Here is a 19567-nt window from a genome sequence, read left to right as displayed (position 1 = left end):
GTAGCCATGTCGTTCTGTGAGCCAAGGAGTTGGTAGAATGTTTTGTCTTCCTAAGACCGCTTGGCCTCCGACTTCTCTCGTGCTACTGGACCTCGACCTTTCCGATGGCATCCTCGGTCGGAGCTACGTTGCGCCGTATCGTGCGTCAGCCGTGCCGGCGGTGATCGCGGAATTGCGCGATCTCGAGGAAGCACTAAGAGGCAAGCCTATTGCGCCATTCGATGCATTCGAAGGTGCGATGAAGGCACTCAATGTGGTCGGGGTATCGGGCATGTCCACGATCGCGACCTCGGCCATGGATATGGCTATATGGGACGGTCTGGCTAAGGCAGCAGGCCTGCCGCTAGGAGTGTTCCTCGGAGGAACACCGGGTCCGGTGCGGGCGTATAACAGCAACGGCCTGTGGCGCCATGAGATCAACACGCTCGGAGCCGAGGCGCGAGATCTGCAGCGAGAAGGCGGTTTTACCGCAATGAAGTTGCGTCTCGGCAACGTGCATCTAAAGGATGACTTTGCGGCAATTCAGGCGGTGCGAGACAGCGTTGGCCTGGAAGTCGACCTCATGGTGGATTTCAATCAGGCGTTGGGGTTCGGCGATGCGATCCGACGTTGCCACGAACTCGACGACGTAGGGCTTTACTGGTTCGAAGAACCTATAGCTTACGACAACGTCCACGGATACGCGGAACTCGCACGGAAAGTTCGTACGCCATTGCAAATGGGGGAGAACTATTACGGTGCGCGCGACTTGCTGACCTTCCTCCGTGCGGGCGCCGTGCACTATGCGATGGCGGACCTGATGCGAATCGGCGGCGTGACAGGCTGGCTTCGCGCGAGCAATGTTGCAGCCGCTGCCGGCGTCCAGTTCTCCAACCATCTCTATCCCGAGATCGCTGCTCATTTGTTGCGCGTGACGCCGACGGCTCACTGGCTCGAGTGGGTCGACTGGGCATGTCCGATCCTGGCTGACCCGCTTACTCCAAAGGATGGGACTGTTTCGGCATCGTCGGCGCCCGGAGCGGGAATCGCGTGGGACGAAACGAGTGTGAGGAAGTATCTCGTTTCAGTTTAGTCAGGTGTGCGCCCGTCCCGGGTTGCACGTTCCATAAGAAATTTGGAGAGATTGATGACCTATCAGACCGTGAATCCTGCTACCGGAGAGGTGCTGGATGTCTATCCGAACACTTCAGACGAGGAACTGCGCGCGCTGTTGACGCGCGCGCACGACTGCTACGAGGGGGACTGGAGGCACCGTGAGGTGGAAGATCGTGCCCGTGTCGTCAAAGCGGTCGCTGCGAAGCTGCGCGCAAACGCCGAGGAGTACGCGCAATACGTGACGCTCGAAATGGGCAAGCTGATCGCACAGGCTAGAGGCGAGGTGCAGCTGGCCGCGGATATTCTCGACTACTACGCGCAGCGGGCAGCAGAATTTCTGCAGCCAGTTTCTCTAAACGAACGTCCGGGGTGCGTCGTCGAGACGCGGCCGATCGGCGTCATTCTCGGCGTGGAACCCTGGAACTTTCCGTATTACCAGCTTGCGCGCGTGGTCGGTCCGCAACTGATGGTCGGCAACGTGGTCATGATCAAGCACGCGAGCAACGTGCCGCAATGCGCGCGTGCTTTTGCCCGTCTGTTCGATGGCATCGACGGTGCGCCGGAGGGTATTTACACGAACATCAATGCATCGGCCGCGCAGGTTGCGGCGTTGATCGACGATCCGCGAGTACGTGGCGCGACCGTTACCGGCAGCGAGAAGGCGGGCGCCGCTGTGGCTGAACGCGCGGGGCGGGCATTGAAAAAGTCCGTGATGGAGCTTGGCGGAAGTGATCCGCTGATCGTGCTCGAGGATGCGCCGCTTGAAGCAGCGCTGGACAACGCAGTCTGGGGGCGGATGAATAACACCGGTCAGAGTTGTGTTGCTTCCAAGCGCATGATCGTCGTCGGCAGAAAGCGAGGCGCGACCTTTCTCGATGGCCTGATCACGAGAATGCGCGCCTTGAGGGTCGGCGACCCGAACGATCCTGCCACGACGCTCGGTCCCGTGTCGTCGGACAGCGCGCTAAAAGGACTGCTGAACCAGATTGAGGTCGGATGTGCCGCTGGGGCGCGCGTCGCGCTCGGGGGGAAGCGCGTGGACAGACCGGGCTTTTTCCTCGAAGCCACGATCCTGACGAACATCGACAGCAGCAATCCGCTCTATACGCAGGAGCTTTTTGGGCCTGTTGTGTCGTTCTACGTGGTGGACGATGAGGATGCGGCAATCGAACTGGCGAACGCGACGCCGTTTGGTCTTGGCGGCTCAATATTCACAGCCGACATCGAACGCGGCCGACGGATCGCCGACCGGGTCGAAAGCGGCATGGTCTTTATCAATCACCCCACCTGGACTGCGCCGGAACTGCCGTTCGGTGGCGTCAAGAACTCCGGCTATGGGCGCGAACTGTCCGAACTGGGTTTCGCTGAATTCGTCAATCGCAAGCTGATAAGCGTATCGCCTGCTGGGTCGCCCCCGCCTTCGGTCTCACAGGCTGGCTAAGATCCGTACAACTGAGGGAAAAAATATGGCAACCGTTCGAGAAGCCTTTTTTAACGTCGCGCGCCAGTTGAAACTGACGACGATATTCGGTAATCCGGGCTCCACGGAAGAGACCTTTTTGCAGAACTTCCCGCCTGATTTTCGCTACGTACTGGCACTCCAGGAAGCTCCGGCAGTTGCGATGGCGGATGCGTTTTCGCAGGTCACGGGCGAAGCGGTGCTGGTCAACTTGCATACCGCCGCCGGAATGGGAAACGCGCTCGGAAACATCGAGAGCGCATGGTATAACCGCGCGCCGCTCATTATTACCGCGGGACAACAGACTCGCGAAATGCTGTTGATGGAACCCTATCTGACGAATGCGCAACCGCATCTGATTGCGCAGCCGTACGTAAAGTGGTCCTACGAGCCGGCGCGTGCCGAAGATGTGCCGGGGGCGCTGCTGCGCGCATACCTGACGGCAATTCAACCGCCCGCAGGACCCGTATTCCTCTCCATTCCGATGGACGACGCGGATAAGCCGTGCCCGCGCGAGCCTTCGATCAGATTCGTTGAACGCCGATTAGGCGCCGATCCAGTATTGCTCGAGCCAGTAATCAAAGCGCTTGGTAAAGCGCGTTCTCCGGCGCTGATCATGGGCGGGGCGGTCGACCAAAGCGGCGGGTGGGACGACGCTGTCCGGCTCGCCGAGCGCCTGCGTTGCGGTGTCTGGGCGGCCCCTGCGGAGGGGCGCCCCGGCTTTCCGGAGAGCCATCCGCTATACCGCGGCACGCTACCGGCGGCAATCGGCCCCCTTGCGGAGCAACTGCGTGGTCACGACGTCATCGTCGTAATTGGAGCCCCTGTATTTCGCTACTATCCGTACATTCCCGGCGAATACATTCCCGCTGGTGCGCATCTTTACCACATCACCGATGATGCGTCGGAGGCGGCGAGAGCACCGGTCGGCGATAGCTTTCTGGCGGACCCAGGCAGGGCTTGTGCCGTGCTGGCCCATGCGGTTGCGCAATCGGAACGATCGGCGCCTCCGCCGATGGCCGAACTTGCGGTTCCGGCAGCGGGTCGGCGGATCACCCCCGACTTCCTGTATTACTCGATCGAGCAGGCGCGTCCCGCGGACAGCGTCGTGACGCAGGAGTCGCTGTCGACGATGAAGCAACTGCGTCAGCGCTTGCCGACCGCGCATCCCCGCTCATTTTTCTCGATGTCCAGCGGCGTGCTGGGTTACGGGCTTGCTGCTGCCGCTGGCGTTGCGCTCGCCGAGCAGGACGCGCCGCGGCCCCGGAAGGTCATCAGCATCGTCGGCGATGGCTCGGCAAACTATGTCATTCAGGCGTTGTGGACCGCCGCGCAGCACGAACTGCCAATCCTGTTCGTCATCGTGAGAAACGGCGCGTACAACATTCTGAAGTCGTTTGCGAGGCAGCTCGACACGCCGAACGTTCCAGGGCTTGATCTGCCTGGCTTGGATTTCGTGTCGATCGCGAAAGGCTACGGCGTGGATGGAGAGCGGATTGCCGAACCTGAGCGATTGAAGGAAACGTTGACCCGGGCGATGTCGTGCGGCAAGCCGTACCTCCTCGAAGTTGAGGTCGATCCGCAAATACCCTCGCTGCTCTAGAACGCTGACGGTCATTGCGAGGGCCTCTGCTCTCGCAATGACCGGATGAACCTCAAGAAACGTGAACCCACCTATTTCTTCTTCCAGAAACGCCACCAGCGGCGAGCGGCCGTCGTCAATCGTCTATATCCTCGACGACGACGAACTGACGCGAGCCGCTCTCGCATCGTTGCTCAAATCTCTGGGCGTGCACGCGGAGACCTTCGATACGTCAAGCACGTTTCTCGCGCATATCAGGCCGCCGGTGCCGAGCTGTCTTGTCCTCGACGTTCGCCTGCGCGGCGAAAGCGGACTTGCGTTACAACGGCAGTTCGCCGATGGGGCACTGCGTATTCCGATCGTTTTCGTAACCGGTTACGGCGATGTGGCGATGTCCGTCATGGCAATGAAGGCCGGCGCGATAGACTTCCTGACCAAGCCTTTCCGTGACCAGGACATGCTCGATGCGGTGAGCAGGGCACTCAGCGAAGACGCGAAGCGTCTGATGTCCGAAAGCAGGACTTCACTCGTGCGCCGATGCTTCGAGACCCTCACGCCACGCGAGCGACAGGTAATGCATCATGTCGTAACGGGCATGCTCAACAAGGAGATCGCCGAGAAATTGGCGCTAAGCGAGATAACCGTCAAGATCCACCGGGGCAGAATGATGAGAAAGATGGAAGCCCGTTCAGTGGCGGATCTGGTAAGGAAGTCCGCCATCGTTGCAGACTTCCCGTTTCGGATCTAGTCGAACAAACGCAATTTTCCTTAAGGCTTCAGGTCGACCGGGGCCGCATCGATCTTGATCCGGAAAAGCGTGTACGGCTTCTTGCGCAAATCGGATCCATTATTGAAAAGCGCCATCCGGTTCAACTGGTTCGCCGTGAAATACAGATACCCGTCGTTACCGACTGAAAGCGTATCGGGCCAGAGGATTCGCGGGTCATGCGCGATCGTTTCCCACGTTCCATCGGTGCTCATCTTGCGGATGCTGTTGCGCTCGTAGTCTCCTGCATAGACTGCTCCGCTCGCATCGGATTCGAGCCCATCCGAAGCGCCTTTCTCACCCAGGTCTTTGACCGCTGCTTCCACGCTCGCTTCCGGAATGTCGCGATCACGCAGTAGTGCGGTGGGAATCGAATAGAGATGCCGGCTTGACAGCGGCGAGTAATAGAGTGTCTTCCCGTCCGCGGACAAAGCGATACCGTCAGATGCGATATGCAAGGCAGGGTGTGTGCCACCGGGCCCAGCCGTCCGCATTTCTCGTCCCTCGACTACCGCAACGAACGACTGATCCACCTGTGTCGAGTAGTGGGCGGTCAGCTTGCGCCACGCCTTGCCGCTCGCCAGATCGACCACGATAATGCCGCCAGGACCATTAGCCGACGAATCCGTGATATACGCAATGCCTTCATCGCCAACACGAAAATCGAACCGGACATCATTGACATAGGTCGTCGAATACAACACATCCGGCTTGAAAATGATTGTCTTCACAACTTTGTTGGAGGCTAAGTCCACCGCAACGAGCTTCGCTCCGCCCTGAAGCGGCGCTGAAAAGCTGGGCGCTGCCGTGTCCAGAATCCACAACCGGTTTCTGTAATCCGCGACGACGCTTTGCACGCTCAACAGGCTCGACGCCGGGTGCTTGCTATCAGGGCGATTCATTTGAGCGTTGGGGTACGCGACCACGCGATCTCCAACAATCTCCCCGACAGTGAACGGAACGTCGTCGCCCCACCGCGGGAAGTTCACGAAGATGCGCCCATTTGGCGCCCGCGTCACGCCGGTCGGCATTGCATCGTAAAACTCATGGACTGCCTCGATATGGCCGATAGGCCTGTCTTCGGCCAGAGGCTTCGAGTCGGCCGACGTCGGCTGCCCGTATGACGGAGCGCCAAGCATACCCATTGCGACGGCCAGCAGAGACAACGCGATTGTATTGCGGCGATTCATGTAGTTTCCCTTGTTGTGTGCAGATACGAAAAATGCCATTTTTTGAATTCGTGCGCTGCGACGCACGCGCATCACCGCTCGTCCGCGGCTAAGCACGACGAGCAAGGTAATTCCTTCCGGCTTCGATGGCCGACATGTTTCCTCGTGAGACGAGATAGTCGAGCCGGGTCGCTTCCGCGTTGCCGAGAGACGTTGCACGCAATTCTTCTATCGCGGCGGCCGGCAGATCCGGCAAGCGGCTCTTTCTCAGCACGAGCGTGGCTTCATCTTTGCCTCTCAGCAGCCCGTTCGGCTCGCTGAGTTCGCGTATCTTGTAGCATGCGAAGAGATATTGAGGCTGCCAAAGTGGAACCACGACCCAGTCGCCGTTTTGGACCGCGCGTTCGAAAGCGCCGACGCAGGCATCAAGCGAGCCGTTCTCAAAGGAGTATCCAAGGCCTGTAAGGCCGTAATGCTCCAGAATTTCGACGGAAAAGCGGCTAATGCCCGCGCCCGGATTAATGCCCTGGATCACCTTGTTCATCCGTCGTGCGACCTCGGGTCGCGTGAGATCGGCGACCGCCGATACCTGTGCCGCAGGGATGAAGTCAGGCACGCCCCATAGCGCATACGGGTGGTATAGCACGGTGAGCTTTTCGAATTCTTTAGCAATAGGGGCGAAATAGACCTCGTGACTGCCAGGCAACCACGCGCTGCATAACATGTCCGCCTTGCCGTCTTCGAGCAGCTTGAACGCTTCTTCATGGGGCGCACGAAGTTCGACTACGCTTACGCCATGTTTCTCGAGGATCGCCTGTACGGCACCTGCGGCCGCGTGATGGAAGGACAGATCGATGGTGGCGAGGACGAGCGTGGAACGGGTACTTTGCATCGGAATTCCCTCAGGGCTCAAACTCAGGTGGTAACGGTGTCGGGCTCACCGGCGTCTCGCAAACCAGGCGGACCCGCGTGCCCGCAAAACCGACGGGCCAGAAAAATGTAATTCCGTACGATTCCCGGCAGTATCTAAATCATGCGCGCGACTTTCGCACGCGCACGATCCGATCGTGCTATAGCGTTAAAAACATGACCCCATGGCTCAGACGAATGCGAGAATCCCGCTCTGCAGCATTGCAGACCTGCTCGGCGCGATTGGCCAGCACCGTGAGAGCCAGTTCGCCCATGTCACGCAGGCGACCCAGCGGGAGGCGGATTTAGAACGCCAATTCCTTGCGCTTCTCAATTACCTTGATCACATATGATGCAAACAATTCAGCATGTTCAGACTGCGCTGCGGTGACAATCCAGCCGGTTGAAATGACTTCGGCGGGGATATAAATCGCGCCGCGCGAACGGATTTCCTGGATCATCTGGAGCGCCGGGAACACAGTGGCCGCCTTGCCGACGAGCAAGCCGGCGCGGGCAAGGGCGATGACGCCGGCGCAGATCGCAGTGGTCGGCTTGCGTGCGAAATCGAAAGTCTGCAACATCTTGTGAAGCTCGACGTTGTCCCATAAACAGGCAAGTGAACCGCGGCCACCGGTTACGGCTATCGCGTCAAAGTCCTCTACCTTGACAGACGCGATGAGTCCATGAGGCCGTGCCTTTCCTCCTCGCTCTCCTGTTGCTTGAGCGAGGGTTGTGGAAAACAGTTTGGTATCGACGCCATGGTTATTCCATGTTTCCAGCAACGTGAATAGTTGTTCTTCCTGGAATTGCTCTGGCGGAGTGATGACAGCAATGCGTTTCATGTTTTTGCCATGAGGTAGGTCGTGTGTGATCCGGCGCTATCCTTTGAAGCAATCCGACGCCGCTCGGAATCATGTCGTGGCGCCGGCACATGAGTAACCGGGCTAGCCGGATATAACTTTCACTGCAGGAATGAAGATGATTCGACTTGACGACCTGGTCCTGTTTGTACGAACCGCCGCACTGGGGAGCTTCTCAAACGCGGCTCGGGAAGCAGACCTGTTGCCGGGCCAGGTGAGTGCCGCGATACAGCGGCTTGAGCGCGAGCTCGACGTGCGGCTGTTCGCGCGATCGACGCGAAGTCTCAGGCTGACGGACGAGGGGAACCAGTATCTTCCCTATGCGAAGGAGGTCCTGCAGGTCCTGCATGAGGGAAACGAGCGCGTGTCCGGGGGCGGCGACTCATTGCGGGGCGTGCTACAAGTCGCTGCGCCGTCTGATCTTGGACGAAACGTGCTGCTCGAATGGATTACCAACTTCAGCGATGCGCATCCAGGCCTGTCACTTCGCCTATTTCTATCGGATCATCTCGCAGATGTGTTTCGGGATCCCGTGGATGTTGCGATCCGCTACGGCGTTGCCGAAGACGCGAGCTACATTGCATTGCCGCTTGCAGAAAGCAATCGTCGGGTGCTTGTCGCCTCACCATCCTATCTTGGCCGGCATGGGAGGCCGCAACGTCTGGACGATCTTGCTGCTCATCGTTGCCTTCTATATGTGCTAGGGGGCCGCGTGTATGACAAATGGGTCTTCCCCGACGGCAGCGAACGGCGTCGGTTTACCGTCAATGGGACGCTTTTTTGTGACGACGCGGATGTGGTTCGGCGTTGGGCGATCGATGGCCGCGGTATTGCGTACAAGTCATGGATCGACGTTTGCACGGACGTGCATGCCGGGCGTCTCGAGGTCGTGCTGCCGCAACAGCCCGGCGAACCCGCACCGCTCAACCTTATATGTCCCCATCGAAAACAGTTCCTTCCCGCGATTCGCCAGCTCCATGCCACGCTCCGCGAGCGCCTCGAAGCGTTGACCATGCCACAGCCTGCATAGGCTTTTTGATCGCTACACAGGCAAGGTCAGTTGCACATGGGGAGCGTCGCGCGAAATATCAGCCCGAACGGGACATTGGGTTCGACCGTTGCTGTTCCGTTGTGGAGTTCGAAGATAAGCCGGATAAGCGCCAAACCTAAACCGAGGCGTTCGGGCTTGGTCGTGTAGAAGGCGGTAAAAAGTTTCTCCGCCTCACCTTCCATGCCAGATCCGGTATCGGAGATTTCAAGCCCGATGCTCTCGGCGCCGATGCGATCGCAACGGACCGACAGGATTCGATCCCGATCGTCGATGCCGGACATGGCGTCAACCGAATTGTTTAGCGCTTGCCTTACGGCCTGGGAGACAAGCATCCGATCGCCTGCAACCAGCGACTCGCCGGTCAGGAAATTCTGCACCTTGGCGCGCACATTGGCCTGACGCAGCCGTGGTCCCAACGACGCTAGCGACTCGATCACCACTTCGTTCAGGTCGAAAACACCACGTCTTGTCCGTGATCCGTCGATGAGTTCGCGAAACTCGCCGATCAATCTCAGTGTGCGGGTTGTATCGCTGACCACGCGCCACAATGTTGAATTGTCCTTCTCGCGAGGCGGCTCGCTTGGTTGGAGCCATCGGACTCCAGACGCCTCCTGCTCGAGCAGCGCATACAGTCTGTCGTGGAGGCGGGGAACGCGGTCTCCTTCACTGGTAGCCAGGTGGTCGACGCGCAGTGCCTCTCCAAGTTCATGCCGTATCGTGTCTAGCGCAATTTCTGCCCGTATGTTTGCACTTCCGGAGTTCTGTCGTACTTCGAAATAGTCGGGGTGACCTAACAGCATCAAGGAATCTTTTGCCATCGTGCCGAGCGCGTATCTATCGGCTAACGTGAGTTGGCTCGTGCTGTTGCCGATTAGCAGGATCGCTCCTATTACTGCATGTACATGAATGACTGGAAGACAGAGCAGCGACTGCGGACTGGATACGGAATGGCTGAATGGTTCGTCGCTCTGGTAGAGCACGTTCAAATCGTCCAAAGCGAGCGGCGCCCGGGCGTTCGCGACGATCTCAACGATCGCTCGCGGTGGGTCGTCGTCGAGAAATACGCGCGGATGTATGCGCACATTCGTCTGATCGCTCTCTGTAAAGCCTTCTGCTTCGATCAGAATTGCACTACGTTTTATGCTTGCAAGCACAACGCGTTGCGCACCTGTCGCCTTCAATGCGGTTCCGAGCAGATCACGAACTCCCTGCACGGCGTCGTACAGGTCGGAAAGGTCAATGCCGGCCAGAAAAGAATCGTTCTGGTAGTGATGATGGAGCATAGGACGCGAGCTTCTGGTTTAACGAACAGCTGACCGATCTCGAACGTGAAGCACGGCAACGGGCGAATTCGGATGCGGCTGATGAAACCGCGTAGATATGCAGACACCCCTTTACTCAAACAGGTCATCGCAGAATAATCTTGCGAGTTGATCCGTTATGCGAAAGACTGGATCGCTTTGACAACCGGGTGCTCTCGTTCAAGCGGATGCTACGTTTCCGGCCAGTTATTGACAAATCACTTCTACGTACGGTCTCATTACCGAGCGGTAATGAGAGGGATATCTAATATGCAGACTCCTGTTGAGCGTTTTTTTTCCAGTGGACTCAGGTTGACTCACCTGAGGCTTCTCGCCGCCCTGGCTGATCTGAAGCAGGTGACCAAGGTTGCGCGTGCGTTTAACGTCACTCAGGCTGCAGTCTCCAAGCAGCTCTCCGAGCTCGAGCAGGCGCTTGGAACTGAGCTGACAAAACGTGTGGGGCGGAATGTGGTTCTGACCGACGTCGGGGAGATATTTGCCGTTCGCGGAAAGGAGGTACTTCGGCAGATTGGATACGCTCAAAGGGACGTGTCTTCGCTGATAGCGGGGACAGCTGGCAGGGTAACATTAGGTTCCGTCACGACGCTGTCCCATTCGTTTATCTCTGGCGCGGTGGCGAATTTCATCACGCGTGCGCCGCAGGCGTCCATCTCGCTTACCGAAGGGCTGCTTGACCCATTGTTGAATGCTTTGCTCAACGACGAAATTGACCTCGTGATTGCACGAACAGGTAGCAAGGAGATTTCTGAAATCTCTCAGGAGGTGCTCTACCATGAGCCGTGCGTCTTCGTGACGGGCGTTCAAAATTCGTTGCGGGTTCACGGGCGGCCTTTATCGGCTCATGACCTGGCTGGTCTGAAGTGGATTGTCCCTCCACAAGAGTCCCCGTCGTATAAAGCGTTGGCGCTCTTCATGAAAAAAGGGGGGATGAATATCGCCACGGATGCAGCCGTCGAGTCCGGTTCGGTTGGGCTCAACGTCGAACTGCTGTCAAAGGGGGAATACGTTGCGATCTTGCCGATGTCGTACGCGTACGAGTATGCAGCACGCGGCCGCATTTCCATCCTGTCGGTGCCGCCGCTCGATACGATGCGCGAGGTCGTGCTCTACCAGCGTCGGAACACGCAAAATGCAGCTGCCCAACTGCTGGCGGACTGCTTCCGGATCGAGGCGGAAAATCTTACGCCGCAGGTCGAGCTCGATGACGTTTAGCACGATGTTTTGACGGGAAGATCGTCCCATGGCCGTGCTCTCGCCTGTCAAGGCAATTGGACCGGTGCGCTTATCCGGCATTTTCGGTATGCGCGGACGCCGCCGCGAAGCGTACGCGCCATTGGCTTGGCGAATAGCCAGTCGTTTTCTTGAAAACAGAGCAGAAGTGGGCATGACTGGCGAACCCGCAGCTTTGCGCCACTTCGAGTATGTTGTACTGCTTTTGACGGAGCAGTGTCTCGGCTCTCCTGATGCGTCTGTAAATTACGTACGCGTGCGGGGAGTAGCCCGTTGATTCCCGGAACTGCGCGGCAAAGTGCATTTTCGTCAAACCGGCGCTCGACGAAATATCGTCGAGACGGATCGGTAGCGAAAGATTGGCTTCTATATAGGCGACGGCACGTCGCAAGCGCCAGCCTACCAGTCGGTTTTTTGTTCTCCCGGTCCTCGCCTCGAGCTGGGCATCGATTTCCCGACCGAGGATTTTCGCGACGATTGCACACGAAAGCGATTCTACATAGCGGCCACCCGCCGCACTCTCGAGGTCCGTTGCGGTAAGTATCGCGAGGCTAAGCCTTTCAATTTCCGGATCGAAGAAGAAGTGGGCGTCGCTGAAAAGGCGCTTTGCGTTGAGGGAGTCTCCGAGCGCCTTTTCGTATTGCTGGGCGATAAGACTGTCGGGGACGTGCAGATGCAGCACGTCACATGGCGCACGAAACAACGCGGTCGATTCGCTATTCGCGCCACTGACTTGAATGGCGCCGGTCGCGAGGCGACCGTCATGCATCAGCCGCGTCCCCGAGAAGAACTCGATGTCCGTCGGCATCAATGCAATCGCAACGATGTGCCGATCGTTGGCGGTATGGTGAATCAGCGCCTGTGTGCCTGGTTTTGTGCGTGTCCATCGCGTTGCGACCACAACCGGTCTGGTGGAAGAGGTGGCGCTTGCTTCGCGCACTGGTACGCGCCATGCGAACTCTGACACCAGGGAAAAGCGCTGACGCTCGCCTTCTGACGGGACGGCGATATCCATCTCCGTGGTCCTTACGCGATGTGCCGGATCGTCGATAGATGCAAGATGTTTTTTCATGGAGCAGCCGCACACACGGAGAAGGACTATGCGGTAAGTTTGTTGGCGCGATCTGCACCTGTCATGTCAGATGTTGTGGTTTATTGAGTGCAAATGTAAGCAGCCTTTCCATGGCCTGGAGCATAGCCGCGGCGCCCACGTTTAAGGACCGCTCAGATTCGTCTCGCGCGTGATTAATCGATGTGAATAGTTGTGAATAAAGATAAATCGTGCATTGGCAAATTCCTGCGTTGACTTACAGGGAACGGCGGGTCTTCAGTCATGGCGTTGCTCAGGAGCGACTGTCGCATTCGGTGCTACTGGCGAGCGGCGGTCGCGCCGATCGACCTTTGCCAGAAGGTTTCGTGGGGTCCGTCTGTCCGGCTGCTAAAGGCTGGCGACCACATGCCGGCGAACATTCTGGACCACGAGATATAATCAAAACGGATACGTAGCAACCGGTTCGATTCGAATACCCTTGTGCTTGCCGCCGTAATCGAGTTCGAAATTTGACGTCTCATGAACCGCAGGAAGATGCAATGGCTGATCGAATCGACGTCGTGCGCCGCCACTCGCCGGGTTCCGAAATAACCTTCGGACCGTTCCGGCTAGTCCCTTCCCGGCGGGTACTGCTATGCGGCGATCAACCTGTGCGGCTTGGCGAGCCTTCATATAACGTGCTCACAGTGCTATTGGCCCACGCCGGAGAGATTGTGGGTCGAGAACAGTTGATTCTCGAAGCCTGGGGAACACGCCACATCGACGAGTCGAATCTGCGCTCTGCAGTAGCAGCGCTTCGGCGGGCTTTTAGTGCCGCAGGCTGCACGCGCTCATACGTCTCAACAGTGTCGCGGCGTGGCTATCGTTTTACTGAGCCGATCACCGTTGCCACCTTGGCTCAAGAGCGACAGACATACGCGTTGCAGCCGCCGCGTCTTATCGGTCGTGAGCTCGCTATAGAAAGCCTTGTGCGAGATATCGGCGAACATCGCCTGGTCACGATTGTCGGTCCGGGCGGAGTCGGAAAAACCGTGCTGGCCATTGTTGCCGCTCAGCGCGCCTGTGCGCTCAAAGAAGTTGAATCGGTCTACGTCGTCAACGTTGCGACGATTGACGACCCGGAAGAGCTGGAACACCAGTTCCGTCAGGGGCTGGGCATGGCGGGTCGAAGTGCTCATCCGCTGGCCGACATCGAAGCATTTCTCGATAACCGGCGGGCGCTCATCATTCTCGATAGTTGCGAATGCGCGGTAAGCGCGATCGCGATGCTGGCAGAGCGGGTACTTTCGGTGGCGCCCAATCTGACGGTTCTTGCCACGAGCCGGGAGCCGTTGAGGGCTGATGGGGAATGGATACGGCGTCTCGAACCTTTGGCGGTTCCGCCACAACAAAGCGAGCCGTTACCGTCGGAAGTCGCATCCTATTCTGCAATCGAACTGTTTGTCGACCGTGCAACGTCCAGTAATCCGGGGTTCGAACTGAACATCGTCAATGCGCGTGCGGTCGTCAAGATCTGCCGCGATCTGGACGGCTTGCCGCTAGCGATTGAAATCGCGGCTGCGCGGCTCGATTCGTTTGTTTTGCCTGTGCTGGCGGAGGTGACGAGCGGGGAATTCCGCTTGCAGATGCTCGGGAAAAGCACTGCTCTGCCGCGCCATCGCACGTTACACGACAATCTGGACTGGAGTTACCGGCTGTTATCGGCGAAGGAGAAGGTGGCATTCAGGCGACTCGCGGTGTTTCACGGGCCGGCGACGTTCGAGGCGGCGCGACACGTTTTGAGCGGCGGCAATGTTTCCGCGGTAGAGACAAGCCGGCTCATCGCCGCCCTCGCCGCGAAGTCGCTCATCATAATCGGGGTAGGGCGTACGCAAGGGAAATTGACTCTGCTCGAGACAACGCGTGCTTACGCTAAGGCGCAACTGGAAGAAAGTGGAGAGCGCGATGCCGTATGCCGACGGCACGCGATTTATCATGGAGCGCGGCTTCTTGCGGAAGGACAGGGATCGGTTGCTGTGTTCCGTGCCGATCAGGCCCGCTTTGAGTCGACTTCCGGCGAGGTGATGGCCGCATTCGAATGGGCTTCATCACCAACTGGCGATCCATATCTCGCGTTGACATTGTGCCTCGACGCAATCCCGATTCTCGCCGGCATGAGGCGCGATACGCAGTGCAAGCAAATCGCCGCCCGCCTGGCTTCGACGCCTGGACTATATGCGCCGGTCGCATGGAAAGAAACCCGAGCGAGACTGATGCAGTTCATTGATGCGCAGGTCAGCGCGAACGGCCTCACGGTTACGCGCCGTGACAGGGGGCGTTGCGACGCTCTGGTTTCCGACCAGGCTTTGCGGTCGCGCCTCGATGCCGCCGCCATGCTAGCGGTAGACACGTTTGAAGCGCTACTGCGGGACTTCGCAAGCAGAATCGATGCAGGCGTGGTGCGTGAGCCATCCGGCACAGGCACGCTGGACGGCCTGCATGTAGCGGACTTCATCGACGATGCTGCTCGCGCAAACGGCCTGTTTGGCGTTGCGAATGCCAATGGAACTGTTCGGGGGCCAGAAAACGAAGTGCCTCGCGCGAATGCTTATCACCCGATACCCGGTGGCCATGACGATTGGGCATTGACATGGCCGAGAAGAAACGTCGCACTTCTAGTGCAAAGTGCATTAATCGGTATCATCGGAGATGCCCGCAGTGCATCAGATAGGATTTCCGACCTGGATGTGTCTCTGGATGTCCTGCGGCGTCAGCGGGTTCTGCTGCAATTGCTTACGCCCGTACCGTTCGCTGGCGCGAAGGTGATTCAGTAGCCCGGTTCGTTGATGTGTGAGCCCCGAACGCTTGCATCATAGAGATGGAACCGCGTCCGGGTAAGTCACATCAGTTTTCAAGGAGGCTGATCACATGGTCGGCATACTCCTTGGCGCCATCGGGACCGTCGCCGGTGACGATAGACCCGGTCGTAACCGCATGCACATTCTTGTATCGCGCGCCGTGTTTCCTCAGTTCGTCGATCATCGGTTCGGCCGGATAGGTCGTTGCGTCCCGTCCTGCTAGCAAGCCCGCGCGCGCCAACGTCACAGAGCCGGCGCAGATTGCGGTGGTGGCTTTGTGGGCCTCGTAGAACTTGCGCAACGCGCTGCGCAATGTCTCATTGCCCCAAAGATGCGTGATCGTGCCTGACCCGCCGATCACCGAAATCGCGTCATACTCGTCGGGGTTTAACGATTCAAGCAATGCTTGAGGCGTGATCTTTCCGCCCAGATCTCCCGTGACGTCAGTCAGGACCGTACTGAACAATGTCGTCTCGATGCCAGCCATTTTCCACTCCTGCAATGGAATGAAAAGCTCCTCATCGCGGAATTTTTCCGGTGGAATGACAACGGCGATGCGTTTCATAGATGTACTCCGTATAAGGTGATGTTGTTAGAAGCCTTCAAGCACAATCTTTCCGTGCGCTCGCCCACTCTCTATAAGGGCATGAGCGCGTCTCAGGTTTTCCGCGGTGATACTGCCGAAATTCATTGCCACGGTGGTTCGCAGCGCGCCCCTGTCGACCAGGGCGGAGACTCGTTCCAGTATTTCGTGCTGGCGAATCATGTCGTGCGTCTCATACAATGAGCGCGTGAACATGAGTTCCCAGTGCAGGGACAGAGATTTGCGTTTCAATGGAACCGCGTCGAGCGTCTCGGGGTCGTCAATAAGGGAAAGCTTTCCTTGCGGCAACAGCGCTTCGATGATTTGGGCGTAGTGAGTGTCCGTATGCGTCAGACTCGCAACATAGCGCACGGCAGGAACCCCAATTGTCCGCAACTGCTCGGCAAGCGGACGGGAATGATCAATCACGTCGTGTGCGCCGAGGTTGCGGATCCAATCGCTTGTCTGAGGTCGGGATGCCGTGCCGATTACCCGAAGCTTTGTCAAGCCGCGCGCAAGCTGCACAAGCATGGAGCCAACGCCGCCAGCGGCACCAACGATCAGTAGTGCGTCTCCTTCACCGTCGCCCTCGCGAATGGCCAGCCGATCAAACAGCAACTCCCAGGCAGTCAGCGAAGTAAGCGGAAGTGCCGCCGCTTGTGCATCCGTAAGCGTCGCTGGCTTATGGCCGGCAATGCGCTCATCTACAAGACCATACTCGGAGTTGCTGCCGGCGCGTGCCATGGAGCCGGCATAGAACACGTTGTCGCCCGGCTTGAACAAGGCCACGGCTTTACCGACGGCTTCGACGCGACCCGCCGCGTCCCAGCCAAGCACACGTGGCGAAGCCGTGGGAACGCTGGCTCGTATCTTCGTGTCTGCAGGGTTAACGGAGATCGCATGAATTTTTACCAAAAGGTCTCGCGGACCCGGTTCCGGCTTTGGTACGTCCATCTCGTATAGTGAACGTGGGTCTTCGATGGGAAGACCGTGCTGACTATAGACGATCGCTTTCATGGGTTACCTCCATTTCTTTGCGTACGAACATCGACGATAGAATTGGAGGCAGCGGGACGCTTGCGCGAAAGCGCGCGAGACTATGGAGAGCGAACGATAGGAAACCGATACCGCCTTTCGTATACTTCATGTCGGATGGACGTGGTACTGCCTTCAGATCAGCGCACGCGCGAAGATCGTGTAGAAGCTGCGTCCTCATCGGACATCATGGGTGTAACGCTCAAGGCGCCACAAACACCTGCCATGTCTCGCCGGTCTCAAAGCCCAAGGATTCGTAAGCGCGATATCCAGCCGGTGACGAGTGAAGAAATGCGGTCTGCGCACCGTTTTCCTGGCCGTGTTGCAGGACCGCCATCGTCGCCATGCGGGCGTAGCCGCGCCGGCGGCGCCCGGGTACGGTCGATACGTTAAATACGCCGATACACCCGTCCATGAGCGCGCCGAAGGATGTGGCTACAGGCGTTCCCGCTTCTTCCACGAGATATGCGCTCATACCTTTCTCGCCTATTACCTCTGGTCTCGTCAGGTCCACAAAAATGTGCTTGGGCGTTCCGAATCCTGCCGTGACAGCGTGCCTGTAGATCCGGTACTCATCTTTTGAAATGCGGCGTACGGTGACATCAGTACTCGCCGGTATCGAGAGCTTGACCCCCTCGAGGCGCCGGGTCATGAAGGGTATTGGGTACGATCGGGTCAAACCATAGCGGTTAGCGATTTCCACGAGCGCGTCTCGGGACGCTTCCGAGCGTATCTGTATGCTCCAGGGAAGCGTACGGTCGCTAAAGAAGGCGGCAAACGCATCTATTTCTCTCAGATCAGGTTGACGGCCCAAGCTGAAGACACCGTTCAAAGCCGCCATCGGTACGCCGGTAGTCAGGGCGTATGTACCATGAGCGCCCCTATGAACGATGCCGTCGGGAAGCAGGTTGCAAAGTATCTCCATGGCGCCGCGCCAGGCTGAAACCGCATCGTCAACGGACTTATGCACGGTCATAACGGGAGTGCCAACGGTATAGGGCTTTTTTGATCGGGAGGGGGTCTATGCAATGAATGTGTGATCGCGCGACATAGCGCCGCGACTGCGGGGGCTGGGGCACGTTCGCGATGTGCTGTCGGGACGACCCGATCAACATGCTTGCGCAGGCCTGAGGGCTCTTACTGCCTGTGCCGCGAAGCGTGCGAGGCCAGGTGCGACGTTTGCCTGATTGACAAGATCAGGCCTGCTCGCGGAACATCACATTCTGGCAAGCCGATCGTACTGTTCCGGGTGGTGATTGGCAAACCACCTTTACGTAAAGTCGTATTACCTGAAACTTAAACGACACCCGCCGAAATGGTTCCAGCGTCCGTCCTCGTCTTTCCTTGCTGGAAAATTTCGCGATGAACGTCTTACAAGAACGGGATCGCGAGCCTCGCTCATGCTCGCGACGGGTCCCAGAACTTCGCGTAAAAGAACCCGGCTAGAGGCCGTTAGCCTTATTGAAGGTAATGCAGCGAGCGCGCCGTCATTGCAGCGGCACGAGCGTGGAGCCGTGGCATATGCACCGCATGCGCATGCCATGGCGCGGGTCATCGGGACCGCCGCGACGGAGCGCGAGGAAGCGCTCATTGGTGATGACCATCTATTTTGCTGCAGCGGCGGCACTCGGAACACCGTCTATCCAGTCCTGCCGTTGCGGTGCAAAGAAGTCGATATCGATCGTATCTTCGGTACATCGAAATTCATGCGGGACGTTCGGCGGTATGATCAGCACGTCACCAGCACTGACCACGAACTTTTTGCCCTGCGAGCCGACCTCGCACCGTCCCTTCGTGATCCACGTTATTTGTTCGTTTGGGTGATGATGCAGAGAGAAGACACCTCCCTTTTTCACTGTCCATTTGACAAACGTCGACTGCGATCCGTTGAGGACCTGACGTTGAATGAGCGCGGACACCTGCTCAACCGGTTGTGCATCCAGTTGGTAGAGATTCGGAAGCGCGGCGGTGTGAAGGCTTACTGTGGGCTGAGTGCCTTCGCCAGGGGCGTCTGTGGCCGATTGATTGAGAGAAGGTGCAATCATTTCTCCGGTTTGGGCCATGCAGGGGGTGCCGATAAATGGCAGCAGCATAAGCACCATACGTAAGCAACACCGGCTCGTTACATTCATATTATCTCCAGGTTCAGTTCCTCTGAGTCTAGACAACCGTTGCCGTGCGTCCGCACCTGACTCGTCGAGTGTGCGGTTCAATGAATGCCGGGCGATTTCGGTGTTCCGAACTGTACCGTGGTGAATTTTAGGGATGTGTCGAAATTTTCCTTTGGCTTTTCCTATCGCACGGCTGCATCGTTGGATACACGATGCGTGTACTTTGGGGCGACATGCCAAGACCGCTTGCCACATTTGCGCCGAGGCTGCTCAGTCCTCGCGTTCGCCGCCGCGCGGCAGGCGCAACACGCCTTGGCCGCGCGCGGAAACCTCGCCCTGGTACGCTCCGCTACGGAGATACGCGATGTACGGCGGACCAGCGAGCCGCGCTGCGTATCATCGTCAACAAGACCTGGGACCAGTGTTTGTCAGATGACGTACAGATCGACGTATTCATTGACCGGCATCGCTTCGAGCTTTGCCTGATCGAGCGACACATCGAGAATC

16 protein-coding genes are annotated in these 19567 nt (G+C 58.1%); 7 read left to right on the top strand and 9 right to left on the bottom strand.

What is annotated here, in order from left to right; all coding sequences use genetic code 11:
* Nucleotides 1-37: 37 nt before the first annotated feature.
* The 4 genes from QYH69_RS34700 (at nt 38) to QYH69_RS34685 (ending at nt 4884) form a co-directional block, all read left to right on the top strand.
* Entirely contained in the window at nt 38-1072 is a 1035-nt protein-coding gene (locus QYH69_RS34700; RefSeq protein WP_308836175.1) for an enolase C-terminal domain-like protein, read from the top strand.
* Between the two features lie 54 nt (nt 1073-1126).
* Nucleotides 1127-2536: an NAD-dependent succinate-semialdehyde dehydrogenase gene (locus QYH69_RS34695; protein WP_308836177.1), complete on the top strand. Its 1410-nt coding sequence runs from the start codon at nt 1127-1129 to the stop codon at nt 2534-2536.
* A gap of 25 nt (nt 2537-2561) precedes the next feature.
* Nucleotides 2562-4157: a benzoylformate decarboxylase gene (gene mdlC / locus QYH69_RS34690; protein WP_308836174.1), complete on the top strand. Its 1596-nt coding sequence runs from the start codon at nt 2562-2564 to the stop codon at nt 4155-4157.
* A gap of 61 nt (nt 4158-4218) precedes the next feature.
* Nucleotides 4219-4884 (top strand): response regulator, encoded by a 666-nt coding sequence (locus QYH69_RS34685; protein WP_308836173.1) that lies wholly within the window; start codon nt 4219-4221, stop codon nt 4882-4884.
* 20 nt (nt 4885-4904) lie between these two features.
* Here the strand turns inward: QYH69_RS34685 and QYH69_RS34680 are convergent, their stop codons facing one another.
* The 3 genes from QYH69_RS34680 to QYH69_RS34670 all read right to left on the bottom strand — a co-directional run bounded on the left by QYH69_RS34680 (nt 4905) and on the right by QYH69_RS34670 (nt 7822).
* On the bottom strand, nt 4905-6188 hold the full coding sequence (locus QYH69_RS34680; RefSeq protein ID WP_308836176.1) for an L-dopachrome tautomerase-related protein: 1284 nt from the start codon (nt 6186-6188) through the stop codon (nt 4905-4907).
* Entirely contained in the window at nt 6181-6963 is a 783-nt protein-coding gene (locus QYH69_RS34675) for a glycine betaine ABC transporter substrate-binding protein (RefSeq protein WP_308836172.1), read from the bottom strand. The genes QYH69_RS34680 and QYH69_RS34675 overlap by 8 nt, the downstream gene beginning before the upstream one ends.
* Before the next feature lie 322 nt (nt 6964-7285).
* Nucleotides 7286-7822: a DJ-1/PfpI family protein gene (locus tag QYH69_RS34670; protein ID WP_308836171.1), complete on the bottom strand. Its 537-nt coding sequence runs from the start codon at nt 7820-7822 to the stop codon at nt 7286-7288.
* A 136-nt stretch (nt 7823-7958) separates the two neighbouring features.
* On the opposite strand from QYH69_RS34670, the gene QYH69_RS34665 reads away from it, so the two are divergent.
* Nucleotides 7959-8870, top strand: coding sequence for a LysR family transcriptional regulator (locus tag QYH69_RS34665; protein WP_308836170.1), 912 nt, complete (start codon nt 7959-7961; stop codon nt 8868-8870).
* Nucleotides 8871-8896: 26 nt separating this feature from the next.
* On the opposite strand, the gene QYH69_RS34660 is transcribed toward QYH69_RS34665, so the two are convergent.
* Entirely contained in the window at nt 8897-10174 is a 1278-nt protein-coding gene (locus tag QYH69_RS34660; protein WP_308836169.1) for an ATP-binding protein, read from the bottom strand.
* 288 nt (nt 10175-10462) lie between these two features.
* Here QYH69_RS34660 and QYH69_RS34655 point away from each other — a divergent pair, with 288 nt between their 5' ends.
* Nucleotides 10463-11425 carry a LysR family transcriptional regulator gene (locus tag QYH69_RS34655; protein ID WP_308836168.1) on the top strand — a complete coding sequence of 321 codons (963 nt, stop codon included), beginning with the start codon at nt 10463-10465 and terminating at the stop codon, nt 11423-11425.
* A 70-nt stretch (nt 11426-11495) separates the two neighbouring features.
* Here QYH69_RS34655 and QYH69_RS34650 read toward each other — a convergent pair whose 3' ends face one another.
* Nucleotides 11496-12515 (bottom strand): AraC family transcriptional regulator, encoded by a 1020-nt coding sequence (locus QYH69_RS34650; RefSeq protein ID WP_308836167.1) that lies wholly within the window; start codon nt 12513-12515, stop codon nt 11496-11498.
* A 518-nt stretch (nt 12516-13033) separates the two neighbouring features.
* On the opposite strand from QYH69_RS34650, the gene QYH69_RS34645 reads away from it, so the two are divergent.
* On the top strand, nt 13034-15307 hold the full coding sequence (locus tag QYH69_RS34645; protein WP_308836166.1) for a winged helix-turn-helix domain-containing protein: 2274 nt from the start codon (nt 13034-13036) through the stop codon (nt 15305-15307).
* Nucleotides 15308-15377: 70 nt separating this feature from the next.
* Here the strand turns inward: QYH69_RS34645 and QYH69_RS34640 are convergent, their stop codons facing one another.
* From QYH69_RS34640 to QYH69_RS34625, 4 genes are all read right to left on the bottom strand, one after another.
* Complete coding sequence (locus QYH69_RS34640; RefSeq protein ID WP_308836165.1) at nt 15378-15896, bottom strand: DJ-1/PfpI family protein; 519 nt, start codon at nt 15894-15896, stop codon at nt 15378-15380.
* 27 nt (nt 15897-15923) lie between these two features.
* The gene (locus tag QYH69_RS34635) at nt 15924-16931 is read right to left on the bottom strand and encodes a zinc-binding alcohol dehydrogenase family protein (RefSeq protein ID WP_308836164.1); all 1008 of its coding nucleotides are present in this window, start codon (nt 16929-16931) and stop codon (nt 15924-15926) included.
* A gap of 220 nt (nt 16932-17151) precedes the next feature.
* Nucleotides 17152-17925: a GNAT family N-acetyltransferase gene (locus QYH69_RS34630; RefSeq protein WP_308836163.1), complete on the bottom strand. Its 774-nt coding sequence runs from the start codon at nt 17923-17925 to the stop codon at nt 17152-17154.
* A 628-nt stretch (nt 17926-18553) separates the two neighbouring features.
* The gene (locus tag QYH69_RS34625; protein ID WP_308836162.1) at nt 18554-19081 is read right to left on the bottom strand and encodes a cupin domain-containing protein; all 528 of its coding nucleotides are present in this window, start codon (nt 19079-19081) and stop codon (nt 18554-18556) included.
* Nucleotides 19082-19567 lie beyond the last annotated feature (486 nt).

The organism is Paraburkholderia sp. SARCC-3016 (assembly GCF_031119615.1).
GTDB lineage: Bacteria > Pseudomonadota > Gammaproteobacteria > Burkholderiales > Burkholderiaceae > Paraburkholderia.
This window is presented reverse-complemented; position numbering and strand designations above follow the sequence as displayed.

Coding starts and splice junctions, on each gene's coding strand:
- mdlC (WP_308836174.1), top strand. CDS start 2,562: ATGGCAACCGTTCGAGAAGCCTTTTTTAACGTCGCGCGCCAGTTGAAA.
- QYH69_RS34640 (WP_308836165.1), bottom strand. CDS start 15,896: ATGAAACGCATCGCCGTTGTCATTCCACCGGAAAAATTCCGCGATGAG.
- QYH69_RS34645 (WP_308836166.1), top strand. CDS start 13,034: ATGGCTGATCGAATCGACGTCGTGCGCCGCCACTCGCCGGGTTCCGAA.
- QYH69_RS34655 (WP_308836168.1), top strand. CDS start 10,463: ATGCAGACTCCTGTTGAGCGTTTTTTTTCCAGTGGACTCAGGTTGACT.
- QYH69_RS34695 (WP_308836177.1), top strand. CDS start 1,127: ATGACCTATCAGACCGTGAATCCTGCTACCGGAGAGGTGCTGGATGTC.
- QYH69_RS34635 (WP_308836164.1), bottom strand. CDS start 16,931: ATGAAAGCGATCGTCTATAGTCAGCACGGTCTTCCCATCGAAGACCCA.
- QYH69_RS34625 (WP_308836162.1), bottom strand. CDS start 19,081: ATGAATGTAACGAGCCGGTGTTGCTTACGTATGGTGCTTATGCTGCTG.
- QYH69_RS34660 (WP_308836169.1), bottom strand. CDS start 10,174: ATGCTCCATCATCACTACCAGAACGATTCTTTTCTGGCCGGCATTGAC.
- QYH69_RS34700 (WP_308836175.1), top strand. CDS start 38: ATGTTTTGTCTTCCTAAGACCGCTTGGCCTCCGACTTCTCTCGTGCTA.
- QYH69_RS34675 (WP_308836172.1), bottom strand. CDS start 6,963: ATGCAAAGTACCCGTTCCACGCTCGTCCTCGCCACCATCGATCTGTCC.
- QYH69_RS34665 (WP_308836170.1), top strand. CDS start 7,959: ATGATTCGACTTGACGACCTGGTCCTGTTTGTACGAACCGCCGCACTG.
- QYH69_RS34650 (WP_308836167.1), bottom strand. CDS start 12,515: ATGAAAAAACATCTTGCATCTATCGACGATCCGGCACATCGCGTAAGG.
- QYH69_RS34670 (WP_308836171.1), bottom strand. CDS start 7,822: ATGAAACGCATTGCTGTCATCACTCCGCCAGAGCAATTCCAGGAAGAA.
- QYH69_RS34630 (WP_308836163.1), bottom strand. CDS start 17,925: ATGACCGTGCATAAGTCCGTTGACGATGCGGTTTCAGCCTGGCGCGGC.